Origin of the sequence: Streptomyces sp., assembly GCF_019510245.1 — a bacterium.
GTDB lineage: Bacteria > Actinomycetota > Actinomycetes > Streptomycetales > Streptomycetaceae > Streptomyces.
In genome coordinates this window covers 50,870-66,548 of sequence record NZ_JAEKKT010000139.1, presented here as the reverse complement: position 1 = coordinate 66,548, position 15,679 = coordinate 50,870, and the positions used below count along the sequence as shown (strand labels likewise).

Below are 15,679 nucleotides of genomic sequence, written 5' to 3'. Positions count from 1 at the left end.
CCGGCTTGGCGATCTCGCCGGACTGGACCTCGTCGACGGCCTTGCGGCCCTCCGCGGGGGCCAGGTCGAAGAGGTAGGGCGGGTTGGCCGTGGCCTCGACGAAAGCCTGCGCGGCGGGTTCGAGCACCGGCGTGACGGGGCGGACGGGCGTGGCGTCGGTCATGACGGCCCCTCGGTTCGGGTGCCGCGGACGGTTCGGCCGGCGGGTTCGCCGGGGCGGCGGCACGAGAAAGAGAGTAGCGTACGATTTAGTCGCGCGCTACTTGTTTTTGATCGACCTGTTGGTGTCCGACATCATCGGGTGCGAAGAGTTCGGGCTCCATGGGGTCGAGGGGACCGGAAAGCTAAGGTGGTGAACGGCCATGAAACGCCGCAGGAACCAGGAGCCGCCCGTGGACCGCACCGCCGCCGAGCAGGCCGAGGGCTCGCTGCTCCTCGACGACCAGCTCTGCTTCGCGCTGTACGCCGCCTCCCGTGCGGTGACCGCGCGCTACCGGCCGCTCCTGGACGAGCTGGGGCTGACCTATCCGCAGTACCTGGTGATGCTCGTCCTCTGGGACCAGGACTCGGTGTCCGTGCGCGAGCTCGGCGCCGCGCTGCAGCTGGAGTCGAGCACGCTCTCCCCGCTGCTGAAGCGCCTGGAGGCGAACGGCCTGGTCACCCGGGAACGGCGCCCCGACGACGAGCGGTCGGTGGCGATCCGGCTGACCGAGGACGGCGCCCGGCTCCGGGACCGCGCCGGCTCCGTCCCGGTCGCCATCGGTGACGCCATGGGCCTGACGACCGAGCAGGACGCGACGGCCAAGCTGCTGCTGCGCCTGCTCACCGCGAACGTCTCCGGCCACGCCGCCGACCGCTGACGGCGCCGGTCACCGGGCGCCGTACGGTGCCGGTGATCCGCATCCACCGCACGACGACCAGGAGGTGCGACAGTGACGCAAGCGACCGGCGGCGCCGGTGCCCCGATGTACGGCTTCGTCGGGCTCGGCGTGATGGGGCAGCCCATGGCGCTCAACCTCGCCCGGGCCGGCACGCCCCTCGTCGTGTGGAACCGGACGCCCGAGCGGGCGGAGGCGCTGCGGGCGGCCGGGGCGCGGGTGGCCGCGATCGTCGAGGAGGTCTTCGCCCGCGCCCGTGTCGTGTTCGTCATGCTCGTCGACGAGACGGTGACGGACACCGTCCTCGGCCGGGGCGGCCCGGAGTTCGCGAAGCTGGTCGCCGACCGGCTCCTCGTGTCCATGGGCTCGACGGCACCGGAGTACGCGCGGCGACTCGCCGCCGACGTCGAGGCCGCCGGCGGCCGTTTCGTCGAGGCGCCGGTCTCCGGATCGCGCAGGCCGGCCGAGGCGGGCGAACTGGTCGCGATGCTCGGCGGCGACCCGGACACGGTGGCGGAGGTACGGCCGCTGCTCGCCCCCATGTGCCGGGAGGCCGTCCACTGCGGTCCGGCCGGGTCCGGCGTCCTCATGAAACTGGCCGTCAACCTGTACCTGGACACGACGCTCGCGGCACTGGCCGAGTCCGTCCACTTCGCCCAGCGGCAGGGCCTGGACCTGGAGACCTTCCGCGCCGTCGTCGACTCCGGCCAGCTGGGCAGCGGCATCACCCGGGTCAAGGTCCCGATGCTCGCGGCCCGCGACTTCACGGTGCAGGCCGCCACCGCCGACGCCTACGCCAACACCCGGCTCATCGCCGACGCGGCCCGCGCGGCCGGCATCGCCACCCCCCTGCTGGACCTCAGCAGCGAGCTCTACGGCGAGAGCGTTCGGCTGGGCAACGCCCGCCTCGATATGTCCTCGGTCCTCACCGCGATCGAGGCCCGCACGGACGCCGCGGCGCCGCCGCCGGTCAGCGGCTAGGCTCCGGGCATGCGGATCTCCGTCTCCTCCGACATGGACGAACCAGTCGCCCGTCTCCTCGTCGAGGAGCTGCGCAGCCGCGGCCACGACGTGCGGACGTACGGCGCGCTGCAACCCGGGGCCGACCCGCAGTGGGCCGTCTGCTCGGAGGCGGCCGCCCGTGACGTCGCCGCCGGCACCGCCGACCAGGCCGTGGTGTGCTGCTGGACCGGCACCGGTGCCTCGATCGCCGCCAACAAGGTGCCCGGCGTGCGCGCCGCCCTGTGCGCCGACGCCTACACCGCCGACGGCGCCCGCCGCTGGAACGACGCCAACGTGCTCGCCATCGGCCTGCGGCTGACCTCGCAGCCGGTGCTCAAGGAGATCCTCGACGCCTGGTTCGCGGGCACGCCGAGCCAGGACGCCGAGGACCTCGGGAACGTGGCCCACGTCGGTCGCCTCGACGCGGGCCACGGGACTGCCTAGGGAGTGTCCGGGGTCAGTGGGCGCCGAGCCCGCCGCCGCCGAACGAGCCGCTGGAGCCCTTGCTCCAGCGTGGCCGGTCCTTCGACGTGCTCGGCCTGGTCTGCTGGTTGCTGAGTTCGTACGGGGTGAGCGGACGGCCGCCCTTCGGCATCAGCGGGATCTCCTCCGATTCGCGGTTCTCCCGGATCTCGTGCACGGCACCCTCCGGTGGCAGCTTCGGCTGCTCGTCGGGGCGCGGCCGGGGCGACTCCCGGTACTTGACCCGGTTGCCCAGCCAGAAGCCCCCGGCGAGCAGCGCCAGCACGGCCACGGCCACCACGAAGAGCGCGAGACTCAGTAGGCCGCTGGGAGCGGCCAGCTGCATCGGTTCCGTACTCATAGCCAAGGGATACCCCTCTCATAACGGTGTGAACCGGACGCAATCGGTGGCTGGTCGTGCACAGACCGCGACACGAGGTCAGTGCGGATCGTCGCGCGCCGAGACCGGACAGAGGTGGCAGTGGACGTCGACCACGCCCTCCACGGCGCGGGCCAGCCGCTCGGCGACCGGTGCCGGTTCCGGGCTGTCGATCCAGCCCGTCAGGGTGACGACCCCCTCGTCCACCTCGACCCGGATGTGGTCGGCGTAGAGCGGGAACAGGCGGTCGACGACCTCCCGGCGCACCTCCTCGGTCAGCTCCTCGTCGGCACGCAGGAACACCTTCAGCAGGTCCGCCCGGCTGACGATGCCTCTGAGGGCACCCGCACCGTCGACGACGGGCAGCCGCTTGACCCCGCGCCGGGCCATGACCCGCGCCGCCTCCGCCACGGTGGCGTCGGCGTGCACGGTCACCGCGGGCGCGTTCATCAGCTCCCCGGCGGTCAGCCCGCCGGGCCTGGCCAGGTCGGCCTCGGACACGACGCCGATCACCCTGCCCTCGCCCCCCTCGCCCTCCAGCACGGGCAGGGCACCGACCTTCCACCGGTCCATCAGCGTGACGACGTCCTTGAACGGGGCGTCGCGGCCCACCGCCACGGGGTTGCGGGTCATCACGTCGCGGACGGTGTGCGGGCTGTCGTGCATGGTCGCCTCCTCGGACTCGCCGGTCACGAGAGGGCGGGAAGGACGCCATCCGCTTCTCGCGGATCCTGATTGCGCGGTGCGCGGCCGTGGCCGACCGCTTCCCCGCGTCACTGCGGGCCCTTCCCGTCACCTCCAGCACACCACGGGAACGCCCAGGCCACCAGGGGTCACCGGCCCGGAATTCACCGCCTGCCGCAGGTGCGGCGGGCGGCGGACCGCGTCATGCCCCCGGCCGCACTTCTCTGGCGGTGCGGCCGCTCGTCGCGCAGCGTGGAGGAGGGAGCCTGCCGAACGCCCGAGGAGAGGTGGACCGGATGGACAGCGACGTCACCGAGCGGCGGGTCGTGGTCGGCATCGACGGATCGTCCTCCTCGTACGCGGCCCTGCGCTGGGCCCTGCGGTACGCCGGCCTCGTCGGCGGAGTCGTGGAGGCGGTTGCGGTGTGGGAACTGCCGGGCCTCTACGGCTGGTCGGGACCCGCCGTGGACATGGACGTCGACGTGGAGGAGGCCCGGGACAGGATGCGGCAGGAGCTGACCGACGTCCTCGGCGCGGACGCGGCGGGCTCGGTCCGCTCCCACCTGGTGCACGGCAACACCACCGACGTCCTGCTGCGAGCCGCGGAGGGCGCCGAGGCCCTCGTCGTCGGCAGCCGCGGCCGCGGCGGGTTCGCCCGCGCCCTGCTCGGTTCGGTCAGCCAGCAGGTGTCCCAGCACGCCACCTGCCCGGTCGTGATCGTCCGCACGGCACAGGACTGAGCGACGGCCGGCGGCCCGCGGCGTTTGCCCGCGCCGCGGGCTGGTTACCCGGGCCGCATGACTTGGACGTCTTCTCAGCAGGAGCTGTACCGGTTCCTGGAAGACCGGTTCACGTGCGCGCAGGCGTGCACGGAGTGTGCCCGGATGTGCGTGCTGCGTGCGGGGGTGCTGGATCCGGGCGGGACCGCCGACGCGGAGACCGAACGGCTGCGCCGTACGGGCATCATGTGCGCCGAGGTGTGCGACACCACCTGCAGGGCGCTGACCGAGGAGACCGACCGGGACGCGGAGGGCCTGCGCGTCCAGCTGGAGTGGTGCCGCACGGTCTGCCTCGACTGCGCGCAGGCCTTCGACGCCCGCCCGGGCGCCGAGCCGAGCGCGGCCGCCTGCCGGGCGTGCGCCACGGCCTGCACGGACTTCATGGCGGCACTCGGCTGAGAGCGGGGCTCCCACGACAGCCCGTGGCGGTGATCCATGGCCTTCGCGCCGGGCACCGCGTCCAGGATGCCGCGCATCCGGTGCCCCCGGCCGCCGCCGACGTCGGCGATGACGCCGAACAGCGTGAAGTCGTAAGCGCCGACGACCGCCCGGACGTCGGCCGCCGCCACGGAGGTCACGGCGCGGTTGAAGATCTCGGAGTCGTCGGGCCGGTCCTGCCGGAGCCCCGCGCGGAGCCGGGCCGGGGCGGTGCGGCCCGGCGACCCGATGGCTGGCATCGCCGATACGCGTTTCCGCCGCACCGCCCGGCTGCCTAGCGTGGCCTGGGTACCGCCCCACTTCCCGGCCCCGTGTGTGCCACCAGAGGAGCGCCGCCATGAGCCAGCCGCCCCGCCGGATCGTCACCGGTCACGACGAGACGGGCACCTCCGTGTTCCTCTCCGACGGCGAACCGCCCGTCGTCCGCACCGCGCCCGACGGGGCCGCCTTCTACGAGATGTGGAACACCGACTCCGTGCCGGCACCCGTCGCGGCGGACGAACCCGAGCCCACGCAGCGCGACCTGACCGTGCCGCCGGCCCCCGGGGGCACCAAGATCCGCGTCAACGAGTTCCCGCCGGGCTGCGTCTCCCCGACCCACCGCACCCAGACCGTGGACTACGGCATCGTCCTCGACGGCGAGGTCGTCCTCGTCCTCGACGACTCCGAGCGGGTGCTGCGCGCCGGGGACGTGGTGATCCAGCGCGGTACCGACCACCGCTGGGAGAACCGCACGGACACGGCGGCCCGGATGGCGTTCGTCCTCGTGGACGGCGCCTTCACGGAGCCGCTGCTGAAGGTCCTGGGCCCCGAGGTGCTCGGCACCCTGCACGGCAGCCCGCTGGCGCCCGGCCAGTCCTGACCCCGGTCGCGGCGGCCGCCGCCATTCCCAATTTCTGGAACACGTTCTACGGTGTGCGCCGTCAGGACCGCCCTTGGGGAGCCTGGAGGCGCCGTGCACCTCGACCACACGCCCGAGCAGCAGCGGCTGCGCACCGAACTGCGCGCCTACTTCGCCGGCCTGGTGCCGGACAACGCCTACGCCCGCTACGCCGACCCGGCCGCGCAGAAACGCTTCTACCGGGAGACCGTCCGCCGCCTGGGCACCGACGGCTGGCTCGGTGTGGGCTGGCCCGAGGAGTACGGCGGCCGCGGCCTGACCGCGATGGAGCAGTTCATCTTCTTCGACGAGGCCGCCCAGGCCGGCGTACCGCTCCCGCTGATGGCTCTGAACACCGTCGGCCCGACGATCATGCAGTACGGCACCGACGAGCAGAAGTCGTACTTCCTGCCCCGCATCCTCTCCGGCGAGATCGACTTCGCCATCGGCTACAGCGAGCCCGACGCCGGCACCGACCTCGCCGCCCTGAAGACCCGGGCCGTCCGCGACGGCGACGAGTACGTCGTCAACGGCCAGAAGATCTGGACGACGAACGGCGACACCGCCGACTGGGTCTGGCTCGCCACCCGCACCGACCCCGAGGCCCCGCCGCACAAGGGCATCACCATGCTCCTGGTGCCGACCACCGACCCCGGCTACTCCTGCACCGTCATCAACACCCTCGCCTCGCACGACACCACGGCCAGCTACTACGAGAACATCCGCGTCCCCGTCGCCCGCCGGGTGGGCGAGGAGAACCGCGGCTGGCGGCTCATCACCAACCAGCTCAACCACGAGCGCGTCACCCTCGCCGCCCACGGGACCATGGCCATCCGCGCGCTGCACGACGTGCAGCGCTGGGCCGTGGAGACCAAGCTCGCCGACGGCCGCCGCGTCATCGACCTGCCCTGGGTGCGCCGCCACCTCGCCCGGACCCACACCCGCCTGGACGCCATGAAGCTCCTCAACTGGCAGATGGTGAGCGCCGTCCAGGAAGGCACCCTCACCCCGCAGGACGCCTCGGCGGTCAAGGTCTACGGCTCCGAGGCCCGCCGCGACGCCTACGCCTGGCTGATGGAGGTCGCCGGCGCGGCCGGGCCGCTCAAGGAGGGCTCGGCGGGCGCGGTCCTCCACGGCGACCTGGAACGCGGCTACCGCTCTGCGGTCATCTTCACCTTCGGCGGCGGCAACAACGAGATCCAGCGGGAGATCATCTCCTGGATCGGGCTCGGGATGCCACGGGTACGGCGTTAGCCCGCTGTGACCACCGACGCTAGTTGTCACATACCGTCGATAGTTGGCACTCGGACCGGTTCGCGAGTTCTCCGCTGGTGCCGCGTCCGAGGTTGCCCGTGCACGTACACCAGCGGCAGCGGGCATTCTGACGGGGATCTTGGAGATGCCCTTCGCGGGTTCGTGGGCGATGGATGACATCGGCAGTGGGCGTGGCGGGCCGTCGACGTCTGTCGGTCACGGGCGAGCCGCGCCTCCGCATTCGGGCCCGCTGTGTTCCACCAGTGTCCAGTGCAGATTTCCCGTCGATGAGTGCACGTTCCAGGAGTCGATGTGTCCTGCGGCCGTCAATTGGTCAAGCGCATCCGTGAACTCCGATGTGACCAGTCCGCATTCGTGGGCCAGGCGATCCACTTCCGCACTTCCGTAAATACTGTCCGGGGCGGTATGCGCTGTGAGGCACATGTCAGCACCATGCGGCGGATGCCCTGTTCGGTCATGACGGTGAGTGTGTTGCGGGTGGCGTCGGTCATGAACATGGGCGGGCTGACGGGCTTGGCCCAGGGGTTGTCGGAGGTGCGGGCGTTGGACAGCGCGCTGATCACCCCTTCGGTGCCTTCGGCGGCCTTGCGGAGGTCGTCGATGTTGGCGGGTGTGCCCTTGATCAGTTCGACGCCGGCCGGTGCCTGCACTGTGTCGGGGTTGCGGACGAGGGCGCGGACGTGGTGGCCGCGCCGGGCGGCGTGCTCCAGGACGTGGGCGCCGGTGCGGCCGTTGCCGCCGAGGACCAGGAGGTTGCTCATGGTGATCAGACGCCTTTCGGGCAGTTCAGGGGTGGATCAGGCGGTCGGCCGGCCGGTCAGGGTCGAGCCCAGGCGGCGGGCCTCGTCGTGCGCCTTGGTCATGGACGCCTCGTGGAGGGGGAGGAGAGGGGCCAGCATCGGCACGTAGGGGGCCATGGTCAGTTCGGGCAGGACCGTCGTCAGGTCGAGGCCGAGGTTGTCCGGGTGGCCCAGGACGGTTTCCAGCGTGGGGACCAGGTGGTCCATGCCGTGCTTGGGGGCGCCGGGGCCGTAGCCGCCGCCGCGCGCGGAGATCACCGTGGCGGGGCGGCCGAGGGTGGGAGGGGGTCCGTCGAAGCTCAGGGTGCGGCCGGCGACCATGATCTGGTCCAGCCATGCCTTGAACACGGACGGCATCGTGAGGTTGTACATCGGCACGGTGAAGAGGTAGGCGTCGGCGCCGAGGAATTCCTCGATCAGTTCGTCCTGGACCGCCATCGCCTTCGCCTGCTCGGGGGTGCGGGCGGCGGGGTCGGTGGTGCGGGCGGTGATGCCGGCCGCACTGAGGTGCGGTGCGGGGGCGACGGCCAGGTCGCGGTGGACGACCGGGCCCTGCCACTCGTCACGGAAGGACTGGGCGACCTGACGGGAGACGGATGCCTCGCCGAGCGAGGACGCGTCGATGTGCAGCAGGTACGACATGAGAAATTCTGCGCCATTCCGGAATTGCTTGGGGTGGTGGGTGTCGTGGTGCTGAGCCGCTGGGCTCAGGCGCGCTCGGGGACGGCGCAGCCGTCCGGTCCGCAGACCGGGGCGTCGCCCGCGTCGTCGGCGAGGGTGAGGGGGTGGCTGTCGTCCCAGGCCTTGCGCAGCACCTCAAGGAGGCTGTCGCTGTCCTGGGCGCCGGGGATCCCGTAGCGGTCGTCGACGACGATGAACGGCGCGCCGCTCGCGCCGAGACGCTGGGCGCGGCCCGCGTCGTCGCGGACCTGCCGACGGTAGCGGCGCTCGGTGAGGGCCTGGCGGGTCTGCTCGCGGTCGAGGCCGAGCTCGTCGGAGAGCCCCAGGAGGTCGTCCAGGGAGAACACCGGTTCGGCCTTGCCGAAGTAGGCCCGGAAGATCGCGTCCCAGGCCTCGCGGTTCTTGCCCTGGGCGGAGGCGTGGGCCAGGAACTCGTGCGCCAGGTCCGTGTTGCCGACCTTGTTGTCCAGCACCTGGTACGGGCTGAGGCCCTCGCTGGCGGCGAGCTGCTCGATCCGCCGGGTCGAGGTCTCGGCCTGGCTGCCGCCCATACCGTGCCGGCGGAGCAGGGCCTCGCGGACGGAGAAGGTGTCCCCCTCGGGGAAGCTGCTGCTGAGCGGGAACGAGTGGTGGACCAGTTCCACCTCGTCCGCGTGCTCGAACCGCTCGATGGCCTTGGCCACCCGGTGGTTCCCCAGACCGCACCAGGGGCAGGTCACCTCGGACCAAATATCCACCCTCATTCACGCACCTCCATTTCCTACGACTTGTGCGTAACGCCATGATGGGCCAGCATGGAATGCGGTACAAAACGCACACCGGTGTGCGTTCCGGAGATGGGTGTGAGTCATGCGAGCAGTGGATGCGACAGAGACGGTGGGGATCGGGCCCTGCGCGGCCATTCCGGTCGAGCACATGGCGTTCATCCGGCAGACCCTGGACCGGGTGGGCGACAAGTGGAGCCTGCTGCTGATCGCGGTCCTGGAATCCGGCCCGCTGCGCTACACCGATCTGCAGCGGCAGATCCCCGGCATCTCCCAGCGCATGCTCAGCCTCACCCTGCGCCAGCTCCAGCAGGACGGCCTCGTCGACCGCAAGGCGTACCCGGAGGTGCCTCCGCGCGTCGAGTACACCCTCACCCCGCTGGGTCGTGGCCTCCACGACATTGTCACGTCCCTGATCGCCTGGGCTGCCGACAACCATGATGAGATCCGCGCCAATCGCGAGCGCGCAGAGGCGGAGGCGGCCCGAGGGTGAAGGGAGGCGGGCGAGGCCGCAGGTGCCGCTGTGTGAGGGGTCCGGGATACCGATCCTGGAGCCCTCGCACGTTCATGCGGGTCGGGTGCGTGAGTACCCCTCGCAGTCTGCGATCAGAAGGAGTAAGGGCCGAACCGGTCCCAGGCCACTACGACGGCGAGTGCCAGCACCACGTTCAGGCCGATGGCGCTGTACTCACCGCGGCGCACGTGAAAGGCGCCGGCCAGCACCATCACCACTGCCAGGCCGACGGCAGCCAGCGGTGTCAGCGCCAAGGCGATCCCGGTGGTCGCGGGCAGGATCAGCCCCAGCGCGGCCGCCAGTTCGACGCCGCCGATGAGGCGCGCCACCCATCGCCCGCCTCCTGGGCGATCATCTGGCGAGCCTTCCCCTGTGTGGGTAGACGGCTGGCAGTCCGGACAACGACTTGCCCTGGGTGCGGTCGCCGAGGTCACCCGATCGGTCTCGACGGGGCGGGAAGGCTGCCCCATGCGGTACGGGTGGAGATGGCCTGCTGCCAGGGGCGCAGTCTCCGTGGCGGCATGTTCACGGACAGCACGCCGGTGAGGCGGTCGTCGGTGCGGTAGGCGGCGATGAAGGTTCGCTCCTGAAGGGACCCTTCGACGATGCGCAGCTCGTCGTGGCCACGCAGGTAACCGTAGGCGCGTACCTTCATGTCGTACTGGTCGGACCAGAAGTAGGGCACGGGGGCGAATGGCCGACGCGCGCCGAGCAAATTCCGGGCCGCGGCCATGCCCTGCTCGGCCGCGTTGGTGCGGTGCTCGACGCGCATGGAGGTGCCGAAGAGCGGGTTGTGCCAGCGGGCGACGTCGCCCGCTCCGTAGATTCCGGAGGCGGTCGCGGAGAACTCGTCGCACACGAGACCGTCGTCGACCGAGAGCCCGCTGCCTTCCAGCCACTCGGTGTTGGGCCGGGACCCGATGGCCACCAGAACGGTATCCGCCTCCACCACGCTGTCGTTCTCCAAGCGCACTCCTTCAGGGACCACTTCGGACACCGAGGTCCCGGTCCGCAGCTCCACGCCGTGATCACGGTGAGCCTGCGCGAGGATGCTGCCGACTTCGTCGCCGACCGCGTGGGCCAGTGGGACCCGAGCCGGTTCGAGCAGCGTCACCTGTGTGCCCAGACCGGCCGCGACGGACGCTGCCTCGGCTCCGAGGAAACCGGCACCGACCACGACGAGCCTGCGGCCCGGCCCGAGGCGTTCCTTGAGGGCCAGCGCGTCACTCGCGGTGCGCAGAACGTGGGCGGGTGTACCGGGAAGGTTCCGGGGGCGGACTCCCGTCGCGATGATCAACCCGTCGTACGCGACCTTCGTGCCGTCCGACAGGAGCACCGTGCGGGTGGCGACGTCCAGCCGGCCACGCATGTGTGGACCGCCGTGCATGGCCAGCTGGTCCTGTGGCGTACTCTTCCGAGCCCTGTGGCCGGCAGCGAAGCCGTCCTGGTCGAGCTGGAGCAGTCCCTCCTGGATCGCCTTCTTCCCGTAGTGGGCCGTTCGGAGCCGCGAGGCCGATGCGCGGCAGCACGCACTCCTCAGGGCACTCCCTCACCGCTGCAGCTGTATGCGGGCCGAAGACGGCCTTGGCTCATGCCGAAGGGGCGGGCGCGTAGGCCACACCGGTCAGCTCCTCGGACAGCACCCACATGCGGCGTGCGGTGTCAGGGTCCTGCGCCGCAGGGTCGGGGCGGACGACCGTGGGATGTCCGCGCAACTCCTTCCATCCGTCGGGGCCGAAGAACTGCCCGCCCTCGACGTCCGGTGCCGTCGCGGCGCGCAGCTGGGGAAGCGTGCCGATCTCGACGTCCTGGGCGAACAGCCGGTTGACGAGGGCGCCTCCCACCCGGAACAGGCCGGTCGGGCCGGTGCGCTGGAGGTTGGTGGCTGTGATCCCGGGGTGGGCGAGCAGGCTGCGCACCGGACTGCCGGCCGCGCGGAGCCTGCGGTCGAGTTCCAGGCCGAAGAGGACGTTGGCGAACTTCGACTGGTCGTAGTACTTCACGCGCTGGTACTTCCGGGTGCCGGAGAGGTCGTCGAAGTGGATCTGCCCGCCGTGATGCCCGATCGAGCTGACGGTCACCACGCGCGGGTCGCGCCCCTGCTGCAGCAGGTCCATGAGCAGGCCGGTGAGGGCGAAGTGGCCGAGGTGGTTACCGGCGAACTGTGACTCGTGGCCCTGGGGGCTCAGCGTTCGGGGTGGCGTCATGACACCCGCGTTGTTGATCAGGACGTCGACCTGCAGGGCGTCGTCGTGCGCGCGGGCGGCGAACGCCTTGACCGAGTCCAGATCGGCGAGGTCGAGATGGCGCGTCTCAAGGCTTGCGTCGGGATCGGCGGCGCGGATGTCGGCGACGGCCCACCGGCCCTTGGCCTCGTTGCGTACGGCCATGACGACGTGCGCACCGTGCCGCGCCAGGTGGCGGGTGGTGGCCAGGCCGAGGCCGCTGTTGGCTCCGGTGACGACGAAGGTCCGGCCCGTCAGGTCGGGGATGCGGGATGCGGTCCATTTGCTGTCTGACATGAGACCCAGACTGCCTCGAATGGCACAGTGAGTCAACTAGGTCCTGGTAGGACTCGCCTGGCTCGGACTAGCATTGGTGTCGTGGGAGATGCGAAGACGGCCCCGGTGGCCAACATGGCGGAGCGCAAGCGCCTGCTCGTGCGCAGCGAACTGGCGGAGGCCGCGGTCAAGCTGCTGGCCGACCAGGGATTCGAAGAGACGACGGTCGACCAGATCGTGGCCGCCGTGGGAATGTCACGCCGTACGTTCTCGCGCTACTTCGATTCCAAGGAAGACGTGATCGTGCACATGCTGGCGGAAGCCGGCGTGAGGCTGTGCGCGGAGCTGAACGCCCGGCCCGCCGACGAGCCGCCCGCGGTGGCGTTGCGTCGTGCCCTGTCGGTGTTCACCTCGATGAGTGTCGGCAATCCGGCCAAGATGCTGAGCGTGAGCAGGCTGATCCTCGACACCCCGGCCCTTCTGGCCCGCTTCCTGGAGCGGCAGTCCCAGTGGCAGGCCGAGATGACCGGCATCCTCGCCCTGCGTGCCGGACTGGACCCGGACGTCGACCTGCGTCCTGCCGTCGCTGCCGGCGTCGCCCTGACGGCCTTCCAAGCCGCCCTGCGCCGCTGGGTGGACAGCGACGGCAGCGAAAGCCTGGACGAGGTCGTCGATCAGGCTCTTGCCCTGGTCGGACCGGTGATCCAACTCGGAGTCGATGCGGGCTGACCGACTCCCCAACGTGGGGCGACAACTCTCCGCTGCGCTTGGCTACTCGCACTCCGCCGCTAGCGCGGTGGGCATCTTCGGGGCCTCACTCGCCGGTGTGCTCTATGCCGTTGGCCGGGCCGTGCCATTCGCCGTCAACGCGGTTTCCTTTGCCGTGTCCGCGGCGTCGCTGCGTCTGATGTGTGCTCGATTCCAAGTAGACCGGCAGGACGTGCGGACGACGTCCCGCCTCACCATCGAGATCCGAGAGGGGCTCGGCTGGCTCTGGCGCCAGCCAGTCATCCGCTTCCTCACTCTGGTCCGGCCGCTGACAAGGTGCGTTACGGCGCCGGCTACTTGTTGATCATCACCCGCGCCCGGCAGGTGGGCGCCTCACCGCTGCGGATCGGCGTCATCTTCAGCGGCGCGGCGGTCGGTGCCATGGCGGGGGCGCTGGTCTCGGACAGGGCCACGCGCCGCTTTCCGCTGGGCCGGATCGCCGTAGTGATGCTGTGGTTGGAGGCGTTGATGTTCCCGCAGTACGCTCTCGCGCCCAACCGGGGCTGACACAGGTCCGGGTGACAGGTGCGGTCACGCGGCCTGGAGGGCCGGTGTGGTCATGACGGTCTCGAATTCGATGGGGGTCAGCCGGCCGAGTGAGGCTTGAGCCGTAGCTCCGGCAGATCAGCGGGCTGGAATCCCTGAGCGCCAGGTCCCGCAGAAACGCCGTGACCGGCTCGACCTCGGCTCCCATCGGGTCGAGCACCGCGTACGGCGGATGTGCCCGGCTCACCTCGACGACTCGTCCGAGGCGGGGAATGACCCGCTGCCCCTCCATCAACTCATCCTGTACATCCGTCACTTGTTCCTTGATCGCGGACTGACTGTTACGCCGTGACCAACGAGGTGGGGCTGGTGCAGTTGACAGAGCGGTGTTGTCCGGCCCGCCGGACACATCGGGGAGAACCCGCGAGATCGAGCAATCGGTGATCGAGCTGATTCCCGGGCGCGTCCCGCTGGAGCAGAACCTGCGAGCGTTCCGCGCCGGTAACGAGCTGCTCGCGGAGGCGTATCTCGGCGATTGCCGCCGTCTCGTGCCCCCGGACGAGCAGGCCGAGCAGCTGGCGGTCGTGTTCTCGGTCCTCTTCGAGTTCGCGAACGCGTTCCATGCGTCGATCAGCGGGGAGACCCCGCGCGTGCTGCGCGAGACGTTGCGGGCGTACTTGAAGGCCATGGCCGGCCCCAGGACGCGGCCCGGTCCCAGTTCGTGGTGAAGAACACCGTCATCTACCGCGTCAAGCGCGCGGAGGAGCTCCTCGGCCATGCCATCAGGACCCGACAGCTGGGACCGGGTACCGCGTTGCGGCTCGCGGCCGTCATCGGCCCGGACGCGGATTCTCCCGCCCCCACCACGTGACCGGTGCCTCGGCGAGGCGTTGGTTCGTCGGCGCAGTCGCGCACGAGCGATGTGGTGACATCGGGCAAGAGGCCAGGTCGGCACCTCCGGTTCCAGGAACACATCGTCTCGTCGATGTTCGCTGGAGACGCCGCCGATGTCCGAAACCACGGATCGCGACCCGCAACTTCCGCGACGCCGTCGACATGCTCCCCGACATCGGCGGCACCCGCAGCTTCGCGCTGTCGAACCCGCTGCAGCGGGTGTGGCGCGACCTCGAGGTCGCCGGCCGCCACGGCTTGAACAACGCCCTCATCAACCGTGAGGAATACGCGCTCAGCCTGCTGGACACGGATCAGGCCTTCCCCGAAGTCCTCTGCACCACCGCGTCGCCGGCCTCACCGTCGGTGAGTGGTGGGAAAGCCGTGCCAGGGGGAACCCAGCGGATTCGACGAGATCGAGCTGGTGGACCTGGCCGGCGGGCAGCGCAGATGATCAGGGATGTGGCTGCTGCGTTCACATCACGGCTGTCGCCGCCGCGGCCGCCGAAGCCGTGCGGCATCAGAGCAGGTCGTGAACATGGCCTGGTGCCGGCCGGCGAGTCCGGTCACACTGCCGGTATGGACGGCGATGCCGGGCTCTTCACCCCTGACTCCGTGACCTGGCAGGTGCACGGCGACCCCATGATGTGGGTGGCCGGCATCCGGGCGCTCTATCTCCAGGCCCTGCATCCCCGCGCGGTGCGCGGTGTCATGGAGAACTCCGACTTCCGCCGCGACGCCTGGGGCCGGCTGATGCGGACCGCGAACTTCGTCGGTACGACGACCTACGGCACCACCGATGCCGCCGAGCGGGCCGGAGCGCGGATCCGGAAGATCCACGGCATGCTGGGCGCGACGGACCCGGACACCGGCGAACGCTACCGCGTGGACGACCCCGACCTGCTGCTGTGGGTGCACTGCGCCGAGATCGACTCCTATCTGCACGTCGTCCGCCGCTCCGGCTTCCCGCTCACCGACGCCCAGGCCGACCGCTACATCGCCGAACACCGGGTCAGCGGCCGCCTGGTCGGCCTCGACCCCACTGCCGTGCCGGGCGACCAGGAGGAGATGACCGCCTACTTCGAGAAGGTACGACCGCAGCTCACCGCGGGTGCCGACGCCCGCGCGGTGGACGACTTCCTGCTCCGCCCGCCGACGCACCCGCTCCTGATACCGGCGCGCGAAGTACTGTGGCGGCGCGTGGCCCGGCTGGCGTACGCCTCCCTGCCGCCGTACGCCCACGAGCTGTACGGCAGACCGGCCCCCCGACCCGCCGTCGTCACCCGCCGACTGCGCGCCACCGGCACCCTGTTGCGCTGTGTTCCCGCACGTCTGCGGTGGCAACTCCCGCCCAAACACATCCTGCGCGCCATGGCGAGGCTCGGTCCGGGCGCGCGCCCGGCACCGTACAAAGCCGGGCGATAAGGCGCCATACTGGGCGAGTCGGGGTCTACGGCACCGCGCGGCCACGTCGTGCCGGTGACCCCTGGGGAGGGC

The 15,679-nt window shown here is 70.9% G+C and carries 21 protein-coding genes and 3 pseudogenes; 14 read left to right on the top strand and 10 right to left on the bottom strand.

From position 1 onward, the window contains the following. Positions 1 to 163: pseudogene (locus JF597_RS22080) on the bottom strand (esterase); the annotation flags it as partial. A gap of 199 nt (positions 164 to 362) precedes the next feature. Here JF597_RS22080 and JF597_RS22075 point away from each other — a divergent pair. From JF597_RS22075 to JF597_RS22065, 3 genes are all read left to right on the top strand, one after another. After that, positions 363 to 860, top strand: coding sequence for a MarR family transcriptional regulator (locus JF597_RS22075; RefSeq protein ID WP_293997354.1), 498 nt, complete (start codon positions 363 to 365; stop codon positions 858 to 860). 105 nt (positions 861 to 965) lie between these two features. After that, on the top strand, positions 966 to 1,859 hold the full coding sequence (locus JF597_RS22070; protein WP_293997364.1) for an NAD(P)-dependent oxidoreductase: 894 nt from the start codon (positions 966 to 968) through the stop codon (positions 1,857 to 1,859). Between the two features lie 9 nt (positions 1,860 to 1,868). After that, positions 1,869 to 2,324 carry an RpiB/LacA/LacB family sugar-phosphate isomerase gene (locus JF597_RS22065; protein WP_293997352.1) on the top strand — a complete coding sequence of 152 codons (456 nt, stop codon included), beginning with the start codon at positions 1,869 to 1,871 and terminating at the stop codon, positions 2,322 to 2,324. A gap of 13 nt (positions 2,325 to 2,337) precedes the next feature. Here the strand turns inward: JF597_RS22065 and JF597_RS22060 are convergent, their stop codons facing one another. Both JF597_RS22060 and JF597_RS22055 read right to left on the bottom strand, forming a co-directional pair. Beyond that, positions 2,338 to 2,703, bottom strand: coding sequence for a DUF6479 family protein (locus JF597_RS22060; protein WP_293997350.1), 366 nt, complete (start codon positions 2,701 to 2,703; stop codon positions 2,338 to 2,340). 78 nt (positions 2,704 to 2,781) lie between these two features. Continuing rightward, positions 2,782 to 3,387, bottom strand: coding sequence for a CBS domain-containing protein (locus JF597_RS22055; RefSeq protein WP_293997362.1), 606 nt, complete (start codon positions 3,385 to 3,387; stop codon positions 2,782 to 2,784). Between the two features lie 314 nt (positions 3,388 to 3,701). Here JF597_RS22055 and JF597_RS22050 point away from each other — a divergent pair, with 314 nt between their 5' ends. Next, the gene (locus tag JF597_RS22050; RefSeq protein WP_293997347.1) at positions 3,702 to 4,145 is read left to right on the top strand and encodes a universal stress protein; all 444 of its coding nucleotides are present in this window, start codon (positions 3,702 to 3,704) and stop codon (positions 4,143 to 4,145) included. 57 nt (positions 4,146 to 4,202) lie between these two features. Next, entirely contained in the window at positions 4,203 to 4,583 is a 381-nt protein-coding gene (locus JF597_RS22045) for a ferredoxin (RefSeq protein WP_293997360.1), read from the top strand. A gap of 47 nt (positions 4,584 to 4,630) precedes the next feature. Here JF597_RS22045 and JF597_RS22040 read toward each other — a convergent pair. Then, a pseudogene (locus JF597_RS22040) lies at positions 4,631 to 4,861 on the bottom strand (methyltransferase); the annotation flags it as partial. Positions 4,862 to 4,959: 98 nt separating this feature from the next. Here JF597_RS22040 and JF597_RS22035 point away from each other — a divergent pair. Together JF597_RS22035 and JF597_RS22030 are read left to right on the top strand one after the other, a co-directional pair. After that, positions 4,960 to 5,484, top strand: coding sequence for a cupin domain-containing protein (locus JF597_RS22035; RefSeq protein ID WP_293997344.1), 525 nt, complete (start codon positions 4,960 to 4,962; stop codon positions 5,482 to 5,484). 93 nt (positions 5,485 to 5,577) lie between these two features. Then, complete coding sequence (locus JF597_RS22030; RefSeq protein WP_293997342.1) at positions 5,578 to 6,756, top strand: acyl-CoA dehydrogenase family protein; 1,179 nt, start codon at positions 5,578 to 5,580, stop codon at positions 6,754 to 6,756. 326 nt (positions 6,757 to 7,082) lie between these two features. Here JF597_RS22030 and JF597_RS22025 read toward each other — a convergent pair whose 3' ends face one another. The 3 genes from JF597_RS22025 to JF597_RS22015 form a co-directional block, all read right to left on the bottom strand. Then, positions 7,083 to 7,538 (bottom strand): NAD(P)H-binding protein, encoded by a 456-nt coding sequence (locus JF597_RS22025; protein ID WP_293997340.1) that lies wholly within the window; start codon positions 7,536 to 7,538, stop codon positions 7,083 to 7,085. 36 nt (positions 7,539 to 7,574) lie between these two features. Continuing rightward, positions 7,575 to 8,219: an NAD(P)H-dependent oxidoreductase gene (locus JF597_RS22020; RefSeq protein ID WP_293997338.1), complete on the bottom strand. Its 645-nt coding sequence runs from the start codon at positions 8,217 to 8,219 to the stop codon at positions 7,575 to 7,577. Between the two features lie 65 nt (positions 8,220 to 8,284). Further along, positions 8,285 to 9,001 carry a DsbA family oxidoreductase gene (locus JF597_RS22015; RefSeq protein ID WP_293997336.1) on the bottom strand — a complete coding sequence of 239 codons (717 nt, stop codon included), beginning with the start codon at positions 8,999 to 9,001 and terminating at the stop codon, positions 8,285 to 8,287. A 106-nt stretch (positions 9,002 to 9,107) separates the two neighbouring features. Here JF597_RS22015 and JF597_RS22010 point away from each other — a divergent pair, with 106 nt between their 5' ends. Further along, positions 9,108 to 9,515: a helix-turn-helix domain-containing protein gene (locus JF597_RS22010; protein ID WP_293997334.1), complete on the top strand. Its 408-nt coding sequence runs from the start codon at positions 9,108 to 9,110 to the stop codon at positions 9,513 to 9,515. A 113-nt stretch (positions 9,516 to 9,628) separates the two neighbouring features. On the opposite strand, the gene JF597_RS22005 is transcribed toward JF597_RS22010, so the two are convergent. The 3 genes from JF597_RS22005 to JF597_RS21995 all read right to left on the bottom strand — a co-directional run bounded on the left by JF597_RS22005 (position 9,629) and on the right by JF597_RS21995 (position 12,058). Further along, positions 9,629 to 9,865, bottom strand: a complete 237-nt coding sequence (locus JF597_RS22005; protein WP_293997332.1) for a DoxX family protein — start codon at positions 9,863 to 9,865, stop codon at positions 9,629 to 9,631. 101 nt (positions 9,866 to 9,966) lie between these two features. After that, the gene (locus tag JF597_RS22000) at positions 9,967 to 10,923 is read right to left on the bottom strand and encodes an NAD(P)/FAD-dependent oxidoreductase (protein ID WP_293997329.1); all 957 of its coding nucleotides are present in this window, start codon (positions 10,921 to 10,923) and stop codon (positions 9,967 to 9,969) included. A gap of 202 nt (positions 10,924 to 11,125) precedes the next feature. Continuing rightward, the gene (locus tag JF597_RS21995; protein WP_293997327.1) at positions 11,126 to 12,058 is read right to left on the bottom strand and encodes an oxidoreductase; all 933 of its coding nucleotides are present in this window, start codon (positions 12,056 to 12,058) and stop codon (positions 11,126 to 11,128) included. A gap of 114 nt (positions 12,059 to 12,172) precedes the next feature. Here JF597_RS21995 and JF597_RS21990 point away from each other — a divergent pair, with 114 nt between their 5' ends. The 6 genes and pseudogenes from JF597_RS21990 (at position 12,173) to JF597_RS21970 (ending at position 15,607) form a co-directional block, all read left to right on the top strand. Beyond that, the gene (locus JF597_RS21990; protein ID WP_293997358.1) at positions 12,173 to 12,766 is read left to right on the top strand and encodes a TetR family transcriptional regulator; all 594 of its coding nucleotides are present in this window, start codon (positions 12,173 to 12,175) and stop codon (positions 12,764 to 12,766) included. A gap of 315 nt (positions 12,767 to 13,081) precedes the next feature. Next, positions 13,082 to 13,312, top strand: coding sequence for a hypothetical protein (locus JF597_RS21985; protein ID WP_293997325.1), 231 nt, complete (start codon positions 13,082 to 13,084; stop codon positions 13,310 to 13,312). 419 nt (positions 13,313 to 13,731) lie between these two features. Next, on the top strand, positions 13,732 to 14,019 hold the full coding sequence (locus JF597_RS21980) for a hypothetical protein (protein WP_293997323.1): 288 nt from the start codon (positions 13,732 to 13,734) through the stop codon (positions 14,017 to 14,019). Beyond that, positions 14,016 to 14,162 (top strand): hypothetical protein, encoded by a 147-nt coding sequence (locus JF597_RS21975; protein WP_293997321.1) that lies wholly within the window; start codon positions 14,016 to 14,018, stop codon positions 14,160 to 14,162. The genes JF597_RS21980 and JF597_RS21975 overlap by 4 nt, the downstream gene beginning before the upstream one ends. Continuing rightward, a pseudogene (locus JF597_RS55625) lies at positions 14,159 to 14,437 on the top strand (hypothetical protein); the annotation flags it as partial. The gene JF597_RS21975 and the pseudogene JF597_RS55625, both read left to right, overlap by 4 nt. Before the next feature lie 324 nt (positions 14,438 to 14,761). Further along, positions 14,762 to 15,607 (top strand): oxygenase MpaB family protein, encoded by an 846-nt coding sequence (locus JF597_RS21970; RefSeq protein ID WP_293997319.1) that lies wholly within the window; start codon positions 14,762 to 14,764, stop codon positions 15,605 to 15,607. Positions 15,608 to 15,679 lie beyond the last annotated feature (72 nt).